This window comes from Faecalibacterium sp. AM43-5AT (genome assembly GCF_003603345.1).
Taxonomy (GTDB): domain Bacteria; phylum Bacillota; class Clostridia; order Oscillospirales; family Ruminococcaceae; genus Faecalibacterium; species Faecalibacterium taiwanense.
The window spans coordinates 1-16,500 of record NZ_QVGZ01000021.1 but is presented as its reverse complement, the minus strand read 5'-3'; the positions used below and the strand labels follow the sequence as shown (position 1 = coordinate 16,500).

The 16,500-nt window shown below is 56.9% G+C and carries 14 protein-coding genes and 3 pseudogenes; 14 read left to right on the top strand and 3 right to left on the bottom strand.

Going from position 1 to position 16,500, the window contains the following annotated elements:
* Both DW937_RS14205 and DW937_RS14195 read left to right on the top strand, forming a co-directional pair.
* Positions 1 to 666 (top strand): annotated as a pseudogene (locus DW937_RS14205) (hypothetical protein); the annotation flags it as partial.
* A 224-nt stretch (positions 667 to 890) separates the two neighbouring features.
* The gene (locus DW937_RS14195; protein WP_243089069.1) at positions 891 to 1,910 is read left to right on the top strand and encodes a hypothetical protein; all 1,020 of its coding nucleotides are present in this window, start codon (positions 891 to 893) and stop codon (positions 1,908 to 1,910) included.
* 78 nt (positions 1,911 to 1,988) lie between these two features.
* Here the strand turns inward: DW937_RS14195 and DW937_RS14190 are convergent, their stop codons facing one another.
* The gene (locus tag DW937_RS14190) at positions 1,989 to 2,939 is read right to left on the bottom strand and encodes an RluA family pseudouridine synthase (protein WP_120121434.1); all 951 of its coding nucleotides are present in this window, start codon (positions 2,937 to 2,939) and stop codon (positions 1,989 to 1,991) included.
* A 104-nt stretch (positions 2,940 to 3,043) separates the two neighbouring features.
* Here DW937_RS14190 and DW937_RS14185 point away from each other — a divergent pair, with 104 nt between their 5' ends.
* The 7 genes from DW937_RS14185 to DW937_RS14150 all read left to right on the top strand — a co-directional run bounded on the left by DW937_RS14185 (position 3,044) and on the right by DW937_RS14150 (position 11,668).
* Entirely contained in the window at positions 3,044 to 3,760 is a 717-nt protein-coding gene (locus DW937_RS14185) for a hypothetical protein (RefSeq protein WP_120121432.1), read from the top strand.
* Between the two features lie 424 nt (positions 3,761 to 4,184).
* Positions 4,185 to 6,848: an alanine--tRNA ligase gene (gene alaS, locus DW937_RS14175; RefSeq protein ID WP_120121429.1), complete on the top strand. Its 2,664-nt coding sequence runs from the start codon at positions 4,185 to 4,187 to the stop codon at positions 6,846 to 6,848.
* Between the two features lie 81 nt (positions 6,849 to 6,929).
* Positions 6,930 to 7,262: a histidine triad nucleotide-binding protein gene (locus DW937_RS14170; RefSeq protein ID WP_005946271.1), complete on the top strand. Its 333-nt coding sequence runs from the start codon at positions 6,930 to 6,932 to the stop codon at positions 7,260 to 7,262.
* A 26-nt stretch (positions 7,263 to 7,288) separates the two neighbouring features.
* Entirely contained in the window at positions 7,289 to 7,828 is a 540-nt protein-coding gene (locus tag DW937_RS14165) for a phosphoribosyltransferase family protein (RefSeq protein ID WP_120121427.1), read from the top strand.
* Between the two features lie 90 nt (positions 7,829 to 7,918).
* Positions 7,919 to 9,946 (top strand): ComEC/Rec2 family competence protein, encoded by a 2,028-nt coding sequence (locus DW937_RS14160; RefSeq protein ID WP_243111500.1) that lies wholly within the window; start codon positions 7,919 to 7,921, stop codon positions 9,944 to 9,946.
* Positions 9,947 to 10,028: 82 nt separating this feature from the next.
* Positions 10,029 to 11,057: a DNA polymerase III subunit delta gene (gene holA / locus DW937_RS14155; RefSeq protein WP_120121425.1), complete on the top strand. Its 1,029-nt coding sequence runs from the start codon at positions 10,029 to 10,031 to the stop codon at positions 11,055 to 11,057.
* Positions 11,054 to 11,668, top strand: a complete 615-nt coding sequence (locus DW937_RS14150; protein ID WP_097774702.1) for a DUF4093 domain-containing protein — start codon at positions 11,054 to 11,056, stop codon at positions 11,666 to 11,668. The genes holA and DW937_RS14150 overlap by 4 nt, the downstream gene beginning before the upstream one ends.
* Positions 11,669 to 11,696: 28 nt before the next feature.
* Here DW937_RS14150 and DW937_RS14145 read toward each other — a convergent pair whose 3' ends face one another.
* Together DW937_RS14145 and DW937_RS14140 are read right to left on the bottom strand one after the other, a co-directional pair.
* Positions 11,697 to 12,398, bottom strand: a complete 702-nt coding sequence (locus DW937_RS14145; RefSeq protein WP_243111499.1) for a sigma-70 family RNA polymerase sigma factor — start codon at positions 12,396 to 12,398, stop codon at positions 11,697 to 11,699.
* Between the two features lie 132 nt (positions 12,399 to 12,530).
* Positions 12,531 to 13,355: a recombinase family protein gene (locus DW937_RS14140; RefSeq protein ID WP_243111498.1), complete on the bottom strand. Its 825-nt coding sequence runs from the start codon at positions 13,353 to 13,355 to the stop codon at positions 12,531 to 12,533.
* Between the two features lie 69 nt (positions 13,356 to 13,424).
* Here DW937_RS14140 and DW937_RS14135 point away from each other — a divergent pair.
* The 5 genes and pseudogenes from DW937_RS14135 to DW937_RS14115 all read left to right on the top strand — a co-directional run.
* Positions 13,425 to 13,589: pseudogene (locus DW937_RS14135) on the top strand (replication initiator protein A); the annotation flags it as partial.
* Between the two features lie 76 nt (positions 13,590 to 13,665).
* The gene (locus DW937_RS14130) at positions 13,666 to 14,649 is read left to right on the top strand and encodes an AAA family ATPase (protein ID WP_097778310.1); all 984 of its coding nucleotides are present in this window, start codon (positions 13,666 to 13,668) and stop codon (positions 14,647 to 14,649) included.
* Positions 14,606 to 15,079, top strand: a pseudogene (locus DW937_RS14125) (ParB/RepB/Spo0J family partition protein); the annotation flags it as partial. The gene DW937_RS14130 and the pseudogene DW937_RS14125, both read left to right, overlap by 44 nt.
* Before the next feature lie 110 nt (positions 15,080 to 15,189).
* Positions 15,190 to 16,332 carry a YodL domain-containing protein gene (locus DW937_RS14970; RefSeq protein WP_165852949.1) on the top strand — a complete coding sequence of 381 codons (1,143 nt, stop codon included), beginning with the start codon at positions 15,190 to 15,192 and terminating at the stop codon, positions 16,330 to 16,332.
* A partial coding sequence (locus DW937_RS14115) for a transposon-transfer assisting family protein (protein ID WP_120121437.1) occupies positions 16,322 to 16,500 on the top strand: 179 nt, incomplete at its 3' end. The genes DW937_RS14970 and DW937_RS14115, both read left to right, overlap by 11 nt.

Genomic DNA, 16,500 nt, shown 5'->3' with positions numbered 1-16,500 from the left:
GTCGTCCGGGAGACCATGAAGCTGATTCAGGACGATGCGGTGATCGACAAGATTGTTCAACTGATCATGGATGTCCAGAATCAGGAGAACACCACGATCCCGCTGCTGGAAAAGCAGCTCCGGGAAGTAGACAAGAAACTGGACAACCTGATGAAAGCCATCGAGGAAGGCTTATTCACCCGGACAACGAAAGAACGTCTGGAAGCACTGGAGATTCAGAAGGACGAGCTGACTGCAAAAATCGCAGACGAAAAGTTGAAGAAGCCCAGCTTCAACGAAGAGTTCATTCGGTTCTGGCTGCTGAAATTTAGAAAGTTCGATATTTCGCAGAAAAAACAGCGGAAAGCGCTAATTGAAATTTTTGTGAATGCCATTTTCCTGTACGATGACCGGATGCTGGTCACGTTCAACTACAAGGATGGCACCCAAACCGTCCGATTTGAGGATACTTTGACCGCTGATTGCGGAGAAAAAAGTTTGCGTTTGCGAAGCAACGAAAGCCCCAGTGGGGCTTTTGAGCAACAGAACGGTCTTGCGCAAGCAAGATGGAGGGGCCTTGCCCCGACAAGTTCGGATTTGTCCAGTCTTGCTGGACCAAAAGCTCCACAGACGAACTTGTTCGTTTGTGGAGCTTTTTTGTTTGCCCACAGCGTGGTCAGAAAATGAAAAAAGAATGCAAAATGCGGTGTGCTTGAAAAATGTCAGGACGGGATTTTTGTAAAAAATGTAGAATATCTTGCCGGAAACTGTGCATTCTCTCCAACAAAAACTGCCAAAACGTGTTGATATTGAGAAAAAAGCTTCACAAACGTTTACAAAAAGGTAACAGGTTGGTATACTTTATGGTGGTAAACGTAACAAACCATGGAAGCTGAAAGGAGAACCTACCCGTGAATACCGCTGCACCGTCCCGTAAAAAACTGCTGAGCCTTGTGCTGACACTGGTGTTTATGCTCACCTGCCTGCCGGCTGCCTTGGCGGTTGATCTGAATGTGGACGCAGGCTTCTACTTCAAGCAGAGCCGCGGCGGCACCTGCACGCTGGCATCCGCAGCCATGATGCTGCGCCGCCGTGCCTATTTTGACGGCCTGACCGACTGGTCCACTGTGACCGAGAACAGTGTCCGTTCCACAGCATGGTCCAACGGGCTTTCCCACAGCTTTACATATAAGGAGATGCAGGTGGGCTACGGCACACTGCCCTCCCGCAAACAGGAAAAAGTGCAGACCCTGATCACCCTGCTTTCGCAGCACCCGGAGGGCATCGTGCTGTATGACCGCGGCCAGCCCCATGCAGTGCTGCTCACCGACTACACCAACGGCACCTTCTATTGCTCCGATCCGGCAGGCAACATCTCTTCCGGACGCATCCCGCTGGAAAACTCCAGCGTTTCGGTCAATAGGTCCTCCTGCTACTGGTATGTGGCATCAGATCACAACTCCATTGCTGCAGAGGCTGACGGCCTGCGTCTGGAAGGCATGAGCTACCCCATCAATGTCCGTGCGGGCAAGGGCATGGCGCTGACCGGCACTGCAAATGCTGCGCTGGGCACCACCCTGACCAATGTGCAGGTGGCAGTGCTGGACGAGAACGACCAGACGGTGTTCACTGCACAGGCAGCACCCAATACGGCGATCTTCTCCTTCAAGTCGCTGGACAGCTCCATCCGCTTTGGTGAACTGCCCGCAGGCAATTACACCTACATGGTGGTCGTGACCGATTCTCAGGGCGATAACCTCTGCTTTACCAGTGACTTCACGGTTTCGGATGGCTCGGCAAGCAGCGGCGTTTACTGGTCGGTGAAGGATACCGAGGGCACCAAGCTGCTGGACAGCATTCAGGAGGTTCAGGATGCCTTTGCAAATGCAACTGAGTCCACTCTGGGCTGGTTTGGCGGTCTATTCCAGTAAAATCATAAACGAAAAAAAGAAGTCCCGGAATACACTTCCGGGACTTCTTTTTTTGCTGTAATTTGTTGTAAAAAAAGCTTATTTCAGGGTTCCGTCCAGTACCTGACTGTAATACCAGGGCTTTGGTGCGCGGAAGGTCTTGCCGCTGAGGAACTCAAAATCCGGCTGGTTGAAGCGGGGCATAGTAAGCTCGTAGGCGCACAGGGCCTGATACTTGAGCTTCAGCTCGCGGTTGGCTGTGTTGTTGCCGTATTTGCTGTCGCCCAGAATGGGACAGCCGATGCTGGCCATGTGTGCGCGGATCTGATGGGTGCGGCCGGTGATCAGCTGCACCTTCAGCAGGGCCAGACGGCCGGAGACGGCGATGGTCTCGTACCGGGTCTCCACTTCCTTGGCACCGGGCTGCTTTTCTTCCACGATCTTCACGATGCCGCGGTCCGCGTCCTTGAGCAGATAACCGCCCAGAGTGGCATCCGGCGGCATCGGACGGCCGAAGGTGACGCAGAGGTAGGTCTTTTTCACTTCGCGGTTCTTGATGGCTGCAAGGAACAGCTCTTCGGCCTCCGGGGTCTTGGCAACGATGACAAGGCCGCTGGTGCCGGTGTCCAGCCGGTGGCACAGCGCCGGGGTGTACAGGTCGTTCTCCTTGTACTCGCCCTGCTGGTTCAGGTAGAGCAGGGTGCGGTTCAGCAGGGTGTCGTCCTCCGGGCCGTCCACGGCAAGACCGGCGGGCTTGTTCACAACGACGATCTGCGGGCAGTCGTAGACCACCTGTGCCGGGCCGCGGGCGTTCTTCCACGCCGGGCCGTCCACACGCCTGTCCGCATCCAGAACTTCATCCAGAATGAACAGCTTGATCTCGTCACCGGCCATCACGCGGGTGGAAAGCGGCTGCTTTTTGCCGTTCAGCTTGATCTTGTTCTCCCGCAGGGCCTTGTTCAGGCGGCCCGGGGTCAGTGCGGGGAACTGCTGGGTCAGATAGTTGTCCAGCCGGGTGGGGGCAAGACACTTTACTTTTAAAATTTTCACGGGAAATTCCTCTCTATCTTAAAATCAGTTGCAATAGAATGGGTTCTTGATTCGTTTTTATTGTAGCGGAATAAATCTACCGCGTCAAGAAAGAAGGTATTTTTATGAACCTGAAATATAAGATTCTGGCTGTTCTGGCTGCGGGCATCGCATTGACGGCCTGCGGCGGCTCCGGCACCCCCGCCAGCACCCCCGCATCCAGTGCAGTGCCGGCCTCGTCCCATGTGGCAGAAGAAGGCGTTACGGAACCGATCAATCTGCGGACATGGACACTGGATGACCTTGATGACACGCAGACCACCACATTTGTTTCTGCCTCCATTACCTCCGGTGTGCAGAACGGTAAATTGACTGCAAAGGTGTTCGGCTACGACATTTATAAGAAAGAGGAGATTGAAAAGCTTGCTGTCGGCGATAAGATCGCCTTCCATGAAGAGGGTGCGGCGCAGGATCAATGTGTGACAACCGAGGTGAAAAGCATTGAGCGGAATGACCAGCACCATTTTGTAAGCATCAACGGCGGCATGGAGCAGCCCGGCGGGTTGGACTTGAAGCTGGAGGATGATGACACCTACCGGACGATGACCTTTGACGATTACCCGCTCTATTACGAGATGGGAGAAAAGACGATGCCGCTGGCAGAGGATGTAGTGCTGAAGGACAGTTCTGCCGACCCGCAGGCCGAAGCCGTGGAGACTACGGGTGCGGATGCGGTGGCAGCAGCGATCAATGCAGACCCCGATAACTGGACCACCTATAATACCACGCTGGTGGTGCAGGGCGGCAAGGTGCTGGAGGTGCGCCGCATCTGGGTGCCGTAAATTTTGCTCAAAACCGTTGACAAACGTTTTGCGTATGCTATAATTTAGCTGTACGCAAAGGGGCATTGTGTCTGCTTTGCGGAATGTAAAATTATGACAGATGGCAATGATGGGGTCAGAAATGCACACCGCCGTTCAGAGAGAGCGCTTCCAGCTGCAAGGCGTTCCGGTCGGTTCCATTTTGCGCCGCCCCGGAGCTTCCGGCGACACAAGTCGGACGCAGCGCAGCGTTAACGCGCCGAAAGCGGCAGGGGACACATTTTATCCTTTGCAATTTGGGTGGTACCACGGAGTTTGATGCACAAGCAGCCTTCGTCCCTTTTGGGATGAGGGCTGCTTTTTGTTTTTTCACCGTGCCGCCCCTCTGCCATAACAGCATAAAAACGGCGCCTGAGCGCCAAAGACGATTGAGGAGAGAAAACCTATGCAATGGACCGGTTTGAATGAACTGCGTGAAAAGTACCTGAGCTTCTTTGAGAGCAAGGGCCACCTGCGTCTGGACAGCTTCCCGCTGGTGCCCAAGAACGACCCCAGCCTGCTGCTGATCAACAGCGGCATGGCCCCCATGAAAAAGTGGTTTCTGGCTCAGGAAGAGCCGCCCCGTCACCGCGTGACCACCTGCCAGAAGTGCATCCGCACCCCGGATATTGAGCGCGTTGGCATCACTGCCCGCCACGGCACCTTCTTTGAGATGCTGGGCAACTTCTCCTTCCAGGATTACTTCAAAGAGGAGGTCATTCCCTGGGCATGGGAGTTCCTGACTTCTGACGAGTGGATGGCCATTCCGAAGGACCGCCTGCACATCTCTGTGTACGAAGAGGACGACGAGGCTTACGATATCTGGACCAAGAAGGTGGGCATCGCCCCTGACCACATGGTGCGTCTTGGCAAGGAAGACAACTTCTGGGAGCATGGCTCCGGCCCGTGCGGCCCCTGCTCCGAGATCTACTTTGACCGCGGCCCCGAGTACGGCTGCGGCAAGCCGACCTGCGGCGTGGGCTGCGACTGCGACCGCTATATGGAGATCTGGAATCTGGTGTTCAGTCAGTTCGATGCCGACGGCAAGGGCCACTACGAGCGTCTGGCACGCCCCAACATCGATACCGGCATGGGTCTGGAACGTCTGGCCTGCGTGATGCAGGGCGTGGGCAACCTGTTTGAGGTGGACACCGTGCAGAGCGTGCTGCACCATGTAGAGCACATTGCCAACAAGACCTACGGCGAAGACGACAAGAACGATATCTCCATCCGCGTCATCACCGACCACATCCGCAGCTGCACCTTCATGGTGTCCGACGGCATCCTGCCTTCCAACGAGGGCCGCGGCTATGTGCTGCGCCGCCTGCTGCGCCGTGCTGCCCGCCATGGCCGTATGCTGGGCATCACCCGCCCGTTCCTGGTGGAGCTGGTGGAGACTGTCATCCAGTCCAGCGAGAGCGCATACCCCGAGCTGCGCGAGCACGATGCTTATATCAAGAAGGTCATCGGCACCGAGGAGGCAAACTTTGCCCGCACCATTGATGCCGGCATGAACATCCTGAACAACATGATCGACGGTCTGGAAAAGGCACATCAGCACCTGCTGAAGGGTCTGGATGTGTTCAAGCTGAACGATACCTTCGGTTTCCCGCTGGATCTGACCAAGGAGATCGCTGCAGAGCAGGGCATTGAGATCGACGAGGAAGGCTTCCACGCCGAAATGACCAAGCAGAAGGAGCGTGCCCGTGCAGAGCGCCTGAAGAAGAACATCTCCGGCTGGAGCGAGGATCTGTTCGGTGCGCTGGATGCAGAGCCCACCGTCTTTACCGGCTACGAGACCCTGAACGACACCGGTGTTGTGGTCGCCCTGAGCGACGAGGAGACCCTGACCGATGCCATTGCTACCGACGAGGAAGCGAAGGACGGCGTGCTGGTGGTTCTGGATAAGACTCCCTTCTACGCTGAGATGGGCGGTCAGGCTGCGGACCACGGCATGCTGAACAGCGCCGACTGCAGCCTGCGCGTGCTGGATGTAAAGAAGACCCCCAAGGGATACTACGTCCACACCTGCGTGCTGGAGAGCGGCATCGTGAAGGTGGGCGACCACCTGACCGCTCAGGTGGATAAGGAATACCGCATGGCCATTGCCCGCAACCACACCGCCACCCATCTGCTGCAGGCAGCTCTGCGTGAAGTGCTGGGCGACCACGTCCATCAGGCAGGCTCCTATCAGGATGCAGAGATCACTCACTTCGACTTTACCCACTTCAGCGCTGTCACTCCCGAGGAGCTGGCCCGCGTGCAGAAGATCGTGAACGACAAGATCTACGAGTCCATGAACGTCACCGTCCGGGAAATGCCCATTGAGGAAGCCAAGAAGCTGGGTGCAATGGCTCTGTTCGGCGAAAAGTACGGCAAGGTCGTGCGTGTTGTGGACATCGAGGGTTGGTCTACCGAGTTCTGCGGCGGCACCCACGTGAAGAACACCGCCCAGATCGGCGGCTTCAAGATCGTGAGCGAGGCCTCCGTTGCTGCGGGCATCCGCCGCATCGAGGCTGTCACCGGCCGCAACCTGCTGATCCGTGCAAACCTGCAGGAGGCTATGCTGCATACCGTGGCAAACACCCTGAAGGCAAACAACGTGACCGCTCTGCCCGTCCGTGCTGAGGCCGTGATGGCTGAGAACAAGGCTCTGGCCAAGGAACTGGAAGAGATCAAGGCACAGGTCGCCGCTTCCAAGGTGACCAGCCTGTTTGATAATGCCGAGGAGATCGGCGGCGTGAAGATCGCTTCTGCATACTTCACCGGCACCACCGGCGACACCCTGCGCGGCATGTGCGATACCATCCGCGACAAGGCTGTGAAGCCCGCTGTGGCGGTTCTGGTGGGCAAGGCTGAGGATAAGATCACCATGGCTGTCACTGTGACCAAACAGGCACAGGAAAAGGGCCTGAAGGCCGGTGCTCTGGTCAAGGAGATCGCTGCCATTGCCGGCGGCAAGGGCGGCGGCAAGCCGGACTTTGCAATGGCCGGCCTGAAGGACGAGACCAAGATCGACGAAGCTCTGGCTGCTGTCGGCACCATCGTCAAGAAGGCTCTGGGCGAATAAGAAAACGGGTTCGCCCTCTCGGGTTCTCCAAAGGGGAGAGGGCGGGGACGTTTATAAAATATCAGGAAGGAGTTGTTTCCCATGGAAGATTGTCTGTTCTGTATGATCGCGGAGGGGAAAATCCCCTCCAAGAAGCTGTACGAGGACGAGCAGGTGGTGGCGTTTTACGACATCAACCCGCAGGCCAAGGTGCACTTTCTGGTGGTGCCCAAAAAGCACATTGTCTCTGCCGCTGCGCTGACCGAAGAGGACGGCGCACTGCTGGGCCATATCTTTGCAGTGATCGCAAAGCTGGCTGCGGAGCAGGGCCTGAACAACGGCTACCGCGTCATCTCCAATGTTGGCGAGGACGCAGGCCAGACCGTGAAACATCTACATTTCCATGTTCTGGGCGGCGAAAAGCTGCCTGTCTGATTCCAATAAAAAGGGAGCGTTGAATTATGGCTGGGACCTATACTCTGCACGTTGCAGGCCTGACCCGTGAGCTGACCGTCTGCAAGGTGAATGACCACATGGACATTGCTGCTTTTATCATGCTGGGTGATGCCGAGCTGACCGTGGCTGCTGCCGCTGAACTGCTGAAGAAGTGCCCGGATTTTGATATCCTGCTGACCGCCGAGGCCAAGGGCATCCCTCTGGCACACGAGATGAGCCGCCAGAGCGGCAAGCCCTATGTCTGCGCACGCAAGGGCGAAAAGCTGTATATGACCGACCCCGTGGTGGTGGAGGATCAGTCCATTACCACCGCAGGCAAGCAGAAGCTGGTCATCGACCGCAAGGAGCTGGACAAGATGAGCGGCAAGCGCGTTCTGGTGGTGGACGATGTCATTTCCACCGGCGGTTCGCTCAAGGCTCTGGATGCGCTGGCTGAGCAGACCCAGTGCACCATTGTGGGCCAGGCCGCTGTTCTGGCCGAGGGCGATGCAGCTGAGCGCAAGGATATCATCTTCCTGGAGCCGCTGCCTCTGTTCTTCCACTAAGCTGCAATGCGCCGCCCGCTCTGCGTTTTCTGCGCTGGAATGCTGGGTGTGGAGTTAGTGTGCGTTTTTTTGCCGCAAACGGAGCTTTTTGTGCCGTTTGCGGCATTTTTTGTTGCCGTTTGTCTGGTGCTGTGCATCTTTGATGCTGCCCGCAAAGCAGCGCTCTGCATCCTGCTGGGTGCTGCTGTGGGTATGGCATCGGTGCTGCACACGGCAAACCGGCTGGAGCGCATCCGTGTGCAGTATGCAGGCCGTCCGCTGGTGCTGACCGCAGAGGTGGAAAGCACGGCGGATTCCTACGATCCCGGTATCGTGGATGCGGTTTTGCATGTAGAGAAAGTGAACGGCAGCGCGGCATCCTTCCGGGTGGAGTGCAGTGCTTTGCCGGAGTGCAAAGCCGGGGAAAGGGTGCAGGGAAGATTTATACTGTCGGCCCCGGCATCCGGAAGCCGGGTCGGCCTGTATGCGGACGGCATCGCTCTGCAGGCGGAAATGGACGAGGACGGGCCGGAGCTTACAGTTCTGGGCGAAAGCGGCAGCTTCCGCGCCCGCACCCACCGCCTGCAGCAAAGGCTCAGTGCGTCGCTGCGCCGCCGTATGGACGGCAAGACCGGCGGTGTGCTGGCTGCCATGACTACCGGCGACCGGAGTTATCTGTCTTCGGCCATGCGCAGCGCCTACCGGGGCGCGGGTCTTGCCCATGTGCTGGTGGTAAGCGGAATGCATGTGTCCATTTTGTGCGGTGATATCCTCAGCACACTCCTGCCCTACGAGTGGGAGCAGAGCTACCGCAGGCGCAGACGCCGGGCGGTATTCCGAAGTCTGCTGGCCTTTCTGCTGATGGGCGTGACCGGCTTCACACCCTCGGTATGCCGCGCCGCAGTGGCGGTCTGGGTCGGTGCACTGGGTGTGTGGCTGTACGGCCCGCCGGATACCCTTACCTCTCTGGCGGTGGCAGGTATCGTTATGACCGCAGGCAACAGCTATGCAGTGTGCGATATCGGCTTTGAACTTTCGTTTGCGGCGGTGGTGGGCACGGTGGCAGGCGGTGTGTGCATCCGCCGCGCCCGGGATGCGTGGTACCGCCGCTTCTGGAAGAACGCAAAGAATCCGGTGAAGCGCCCATGGTATTTCAAACTGCCGGAACGTTTTTGGGGCCTTGCGGAAAGCATTTGCATCTCGTTTTGTGCTTCGGTGGCCACATTCCCGGTGCTGGTGCTGCGCGGGCTGAGTGTGAGCATTTATGCGGTGGCATCCAGTGTGGCGGTGCTGTGGCTCATCCAGCCCATGATGCTGCTGGGCCTTGGCACGGCCTTTGCCGGTCTGGTGCCAGCTCTTGCTCCGTTGTACGGTGTGCTGTCTGCAGCGTCTGCGGCGTTGACCGGCCTGCTCGACCGCTGGGCCGTCTGGATCTCTGCAAAACCGGGCGCGGGCATCTACTTCGATACGGCCTATGCAGCCATCGTGTGTCTGGTGCTGATCCTGTTGGGCTGGCTGGCGTTCCACTGGAGAGTACGGCTGCGGGTGGCAGGGCCATGCATCCTGCTGGCGGCAGCTGTTTCCATCGGGCTGGGCAATGCTCTCAGCCGGGATGTGGTGCACATCGACCTTGTAGGCAGCGCCAACGCGCCGGCAGTGGTCGTCACCCAGAACGATACCGCCGTGGTGCTGTTCCGGGGCGGAGCTTCTGCCCAGAACGCAGTGGAAAACCAGCTTGCCCGACGGGGCGTGCAGACTGTGGAGCTTGTGGCAGACCTGCGTACAAACCCTAAAACGGCCTGTACACTGGAAGCAGAGCGGACACTTCCGGCAGCAGAAATGGCGGTGAACACAGCACAAAAGCTGCGGTGCACACCGGCTCTGGTAGAAATGCTGCGCACCCGGAATGGCTGTCTTGTGCGGCTGACTGTGGGCAACCGGCAGTTTGCCGTGGTCAATGGAACTGCAGAACTGGCAAAACAGGTCACAGTGCAGTGGCTGCTGGCATCCCCTGCAAAGCCAGATGCTGTGCAGTATAAAAATGTTCTGGCCCTGCGCAGCTATGACTGGATGGACAACAGAAAAGAACGGGCGGCATCCATCAGCCTGCGGCGGCGCGGCGGGCTGAAACTGCACTGATGCTTTGCAATCCGGGCCGAGTGTGGTACAATAACATTTGCTATAAGTATAGTACCAGCTACAGCAGAAAGGGGAGAGCCGTTTGGCAACGGAAGCAAAATTGCGGCAGCTGGCCGACAAGGGCTGTCCGGTATATTATTTTTATTCCAGCGAGCGGTATCTTGTCCGGCAGGCGGTCACGGCCATCACCCGCATCCTGACCGCAGACAGCGACGAGGATGCCACAGTTCTGGATGGAGCTGCGCCGGAGATCGAACAGCTCATCATGGCGGCGGGCACCATCTCATTTTTTGGTACCCGGCGTGTGGTGGTGCTGCCGGAGATCGACCCTGCAGCTTACAGTGACAAGGATCTGGAAGAGCTGAACAGCACCCTTTCCAGTCTGGAAAATGCTGTGGTGGTGCTGGGAAGTGTGTTTGAACTGGAGCGCAGCAAGCTCAAAACAGGCAAGCGCGCACAGAAGCTGATCGCGCAGTGCAAGGCGCTTGGCTACACCGAAGAATTGGCTAAGCCCAAGCCCTTTGAACTGAAAATGATGATGATCGACCGCGCAAAGGAGCAGAAAACCACCCTGCCGGACGGCGCAGCGGCGGCGCTGCTGGAGCGCTGCGGCGAGGATCCGTTCCTTTTGGAAAATGAGGTGGACAAACTCTGTGCATTGTCCGGGTATCAGACGGTCACGGCAGCGATGGTGGCGGAAATGGGCACGGTCAGTCTGGAAGCAGACGTGTTCGAGATGATCCGCATGATCACCGCCAAAAACGCCACGGGTGCCTGCAAAAAGCTGCAGACTTTGCTGCGCCTGCAGCAGGAGCCCATTGCCATTACAGCGGCCATGATCGGCAGCTATGTGGATCTGTACCGGGTCAAGCTGGGGGCAGCAAAACGGAAAAATTACAGCACGGTATTCAAGGATTTTGGCTATAAGGGCAGTGATTACCGGCTCAAGCGGTCGGCCGAAACAGCCTCGCATTACACGCTGGGCCAGATCGAAAACTGTATGCAGGTGCTGCTGGAACTGGACCAGAGCCTGAAAAGCCAGCCTACCGATGACCAGATCCTGCTGGAAACAGCGCTGTGCCGGTTGGCAATGGCGGGGAGCGGACGATGAAGGAAAACGAAATGATCCATACAGGCCGGGTGCTCATTGTGGAGGGCAAATACGATGCGGCCCGGCTTTCCCATCTGACCGATGCCATGATCCTGCTGACGGATGGCTTTGGCATTTACAGCGACAAAAAGCGCCAGCAGCTGTTCAAAGCGCTGGCGCAGAAAAACGGCCTGATCCTGCTCACGGATTCGGACGCAGCAGGCTTCCGCATCCGCACCTACATCACCAATCTGGTGGGAGAAAAGAATGTGGTGCAGGCTTACGTGCCCGCGATCCACGGCAAGGAAAAGCGCAAGGAACAGCCCGGCAAGGAGGGCCTGCTGGGGGTCGAGGGCGTGGACGATGCCATCGTTCTGCAGGCGCTGCGTGATGCCCTTGGCGCTGAGGCGGGTGCCGCAGCGGCCCGCCCGGAAGGACGGCAGATCACCTATACCGACCTCTACGAGTGGGGGCTTTCCGGCAGGCCGGGCAGCGCCGAGCGCAAGGCAAAGCTTCTGAACGCGCTGGGCCTGCCGCCGCGTCTTTCCAAAAAGGAGCTGGTGGAAGCGCTGAATCGACTGTATACTTTTGAACAATTGGACGAACTGCAGTTGAAAATCCTGGATAGCTGACTGCATGGCGCAGGGGCGAGCGCACCGCTCACCTCTGCGCTGTTTTTGTGCCCGGAACATCCCACCGCTGGCGCAGAAGTTCCAGCGCATGAGTTTCCAGACGGGAAACATAGCTGCGGCTGATGTCCAGCAGTTTTGCAGTTTCCAGCTGGGTCAGCGGCGGCTGGCCGGAAAGACCATACCGCAGCAGAATGATCTGTCGCTCCCTGGCGGGCAGGCCGTCCAGCAGCTGCCGCATCCGGCGGATATCGTCCTGCGTTTCGCAGGTGTCCTCCATGCAGAAGCTGTCCTGCAGCACATCGGCCAGCGTCAGCGCAGAGTCACCATCTGATTCCAGCGCTTCCTGCAGCGAGACGGTCCCGCCGGTTTTGCGGTTCCGGCGGAACTGCATCCGGATCTCATTTTCAATGCACCGGCTGGCGTAGGTGGAAAAGCGTGCCCGACGGTCAGAGTCGAAAGTATCCACCGCTTTCATCAGGCCGATGGTGCCGATGGAAATAAGGTCGTCCTGATCGCCGGGCAGGGCGTAGTATTTTTTTACGATGTGTGCCACCAGACGCAGATTGTGCCGGATCAGTTTTTCCCGTGCGGCAGGGTCACCGGCACGCAGTGCGGCAAAGGTTTCGGTTTCCTCCCGGGCAGAGAGGGGCCGCGGAAAGCTGCCGCTTTCCAGATGAAGCGCCAAAACCAGAAACTTTGTGGCAAAAAATTGCAGAAGAGATAAAAACATGCCGACCCCTCCCCATAGTATCATAAACGGTTACTGTAATTTATGAAGGAGGGCTTGCCTTTTTTCCGGACTCCGGGGAGAACAACTCTGCTTCGTTGTCCACAAAATGCTGATAAGCGTCCTTGTCTGCAATCAGGTGGACAGGATTCTGCAAAATAAACTTGATGGAAAACCGGGTGAAAGAACGCCCGTTTTTGTTTTGATGCCCTGCCGCAGCAATTCGGTCTCGGTCATGGTCAGGGAATCATACTGCTCGTAGAGGTCGAAAATTTTGTAGATGCTCTCTGCCTTATCCGGCAGCAGCTTCAGCTTGCAAACCTTTTTGGTCTTGCCGTCGACCGTGATGCTCTTGATGCTCTCGGAGGCGTAGCCCGTGGGGGTGGTGCCGCCCAACCAGCGCCCGGTCTTTGCCAGCTTGTGCATGTTGTCCCGGATACGCTCTGCAATGGTCTCCTGCTCCAGTTGGCTGAACACCGATGCGATGTACATCATCGCGCGGCCCATGGGGCTGGACGTGTCAAAACTTTCACGGATGAACACAAAGTCGATGCCCAGCCGTCCCAGTTCTTCAATCAGGCTGGAAAAGTCGCTGATGTTGCGGCTGATGCGGTCCAGACGGTAGACCACAATGGCCTTGAATTTCCGGTCCTTGGCCGCAGTCATCATCTTTTTGAAATCCGGGCGGTTCAGGTTGCCGCCGGAAAAGCCCTCGTCCTCAAAGACAACGGCATGTTCCGCAGCGGCATCGCCGTAGTGAGTGCAGATATATTCGCGGCAGAGGTCGATCTGATTTCCGATACTTTCGCCCTTGCCGGTATAGCGGGATTTGCGGGAATAGATGGCAATGGTGTCGGCAGTTTTGGCCATGAGATACTCCTTTCCTGTTGTCCGGTGGCCGTAGATGCGGCTATTGTAGCATGGCAGGCCATCTTTGCAAAGAAAAATAACGATAGTCATACATATTTCATCATACTACGAACGGAGGTGTCAAGGATGTGACAAGGCAGAACAAGCGAGGAAGTCAGGATGTTTGACTATTTCTATGGGCAGTCGGGCGAGATGTTCTCGTATTTCCGGGTGCCCAAAATTTTATTCCGGGACATAAAATTCAAGGACCTGTCCACTGATGCCAAAACGCTGTACGGTATCCTGCTGGACCGCATGGGGCTGTCGGTGAAAAACGGATGGCTGCACTCTACAATGCACCCACGACCATGCAGCTTTATTACCAGAACCAAACCAATCATGATTTATCGAACAGGGGGTGATGAAAATGTCGAAAAAAGCAACCACGATTGCCATCGTCAATCAGAAAGGCGGAACCGGCAAAACCACGACCTGCGAAAATCTGGGCGTGGGGCTTGCACGGGAAGGCAAAAAGGTGCTGCTGGTGGATGCCGACCCGCAGGGGTCGCTTACCATAGTCGCTTCGCTCCTATGGCCAGTTGTGCGCACTGCATGCGGATTCATAGTTGTCCGCTGCGCAGACATTGCCATCAGCATGGGCTGGCAGCAGCCCGATGAACTGCCTGTTACGCTTTCTGCCCTGATGGCAAAAGCCATGAACGACCAGTGCATCCCGCTCGGTGAAGGCATCCTGCACCATGTGGAAGGCGTTGACCTGATTCCGGCCAACATCGAACTGGCAGGGCTGGAAGTGGCCCTTGTCAACAGTATGAGCCGGGAAAAGATGCTCAAACAGGTGTTGGACAGCGCCCGGCGGGAATACGATTATATCCTGCTGGATTGTACGCCGTCTCTGGGAATGCTGACCGTAGTCGCTCCGCTTCTATGGCTAGCGGTACGCACTATGTGCGAATTTATAATTATCTCCTGCGGAGATACCGCCATCAATGCACTGGCCGCAGCGGATACCACTCTGATTCCGGTGCAGGCGCAGTACCTTTCGGCAAAGGGACTGGAGCAGCTGCTGCAGACCATTCAGAAAGTGCGCCGGCAAATCAACCCGAAGCTAAAAATCGAGGGTATCCTGATGACCATGACGGACAGCCGCACCAATTACGGCAGGGAAATCGATGCACTGATTCGGCAGGTGTACGGCAGCAAAATCCGGGTGTTTGAGCAGCCCATTTCGCACTCTGTCCGTGCAGCGGAAATCAGCGCGGGGGGCAGGAGCATCTTTGCCCATGACCCCAAAGGCAAGGTGGCAGCGGCCTATCAATCTTTGACGAGAGAGGTGCTGGCCGATGCCGAAAAGCAACGCAAACTTGGCGCTGAAAGGTCTCGATGAGATGTTTTCCACCGAAGAATCCCGGCAGGAGCAAAAACGGGAGCAAGTGCAGCAGATTCCCATCGAGGAGCTGTTCCCTTTCAAGGAGCATCCATTCAAGGTGCTGGACGATGAGGCTATGCAGCGTACGGTGGAAAGCGTGGCACAGTACGGCGTACTGGCTCCGCTGATTGCAAGGCCCCGACCGGAAGGCGGATATGAGATCATCTCCGGCCACCGCCGTCAGCACGCCGCCGAGATTGCCGGGCTGGACACGCTGCCCGTTATCGTCCGGGAAATGACGGACGATGCCGCAGTGATATTGATGGTGGATTCCAACCTTCAGCGCGAAAATATCCTGCCCAGTGAGCGGGCTTTTGCGTACAAAATGAAGCTGGAAGCACTAAAAAATCAAGGTGCTAGGTCAGATTTAACTTCCACCCAAATTGGGCGGAAGTTGGAGGCAGCAGATATCTGATCAACGAGCAGACGTATCTGCATCTGCGGGAAAATCTCCAAGGTGTCGGGTACGAGGTTTTCGACAAAAGTAGCCCGCTCCCGGTGGAGGAAGGGCAGATTCCACGGGAAGCTCTGGGCAACAGTCAGCGGCGCATCGAGACCGCCCGTGCGTACTATCTGGCTGAGCATCAGGATGAACCTGTGGGGAAGATCCAGAATGTTGCCGTTACCACCTTGGAGAAGTTTCGCTCCGGGGTTCGCAGGCGAAGGAATCTGGCTCCACGTTCTTTGCCGGAAAATGATGTGCGTTTCATCGACCCGCAGTACAATGAGCTGTTCCGGGTGCCGGACGGCGGTGTTGTGCAGATGACCTACCCGGATGGGCACCAGCGTTCCGAGAAGGTCGAATATCTCGATGACTACCACATGAAGATCGGGTCCACGGTGCAGCACATCTGTGAATTTGCAGAGCGCATGGCGCGCAGCCGTGGCATTGTAGAGCCGGAGCCGCTGACGCAGCAGGACTGCCGGGCGTGGAATCTGGAATACGACTATTATCTCACTGTGCAGGCGGCAGATAATGGCTCGTGGGAGTATGCGCTCTATCAGGGCGACTGCTGCCTGTTGGAGCGTGGGAAAATTGATGCGCCCGAACTGAGGATTGAGGAGGTGCGGGACGAGATTCTGTACAGCCACAATCTGCGGAACAAAGACTGCATCCCGCTCACTCAGGAGGAGTTTACCCAGAAACTTGCAGACCGAAATGAGATACAGTCATACCGTATGAAGCAATTCCAGCAAAGCGGGCACGACTGTTATCTGGTCATGCAGTTGCAACAGGATGCGAACCCTGCGCTGCGCTTTGCTGCCATGCGCTATCTGAACAAGCAGAACGTTGCTCCGTCCATTGAGAATTATGAGATCCTGTACCGGGGCAACCTCCCGGAAGGAAAGCGCAGCGTTCCGCAGGCAGAGCTGTTGGAACAACTGTACCAGAAATTCAACTGCGCCCGCCCTCTGGACTACCATGGGCACAGCCTGTCGGTCAGCGATGTAATCATGCTGAATCAGGATGGGAAGATTTCAGCGCATTATGTGGACAGCATCGGCTTCAAGGAGTTGCCGGGTTTTCTGGATAAAAAGCCGGAGCGCACCTCGGTTTTGCAAACTCTTAAAGAAAAGTGCGATGCCCCGGAGTGCAACCCCACCGTCTGCCGGAAAGCGAGGGATGCCCATGAACTTTGACCACGAAGAACTGATGCTGATGATGCTCTACAATACCGGCACCCGGCAGGGGCTAGTGCGGGAGCTGCGGCTGATGCAGTGCTACCTGATGCCGGATGAAACTGCTTTGCGGGAACTGTCAGAGCAGGTCATTGAAAAGCTGAAACGGCTGACGGATGCCGAGTTTGC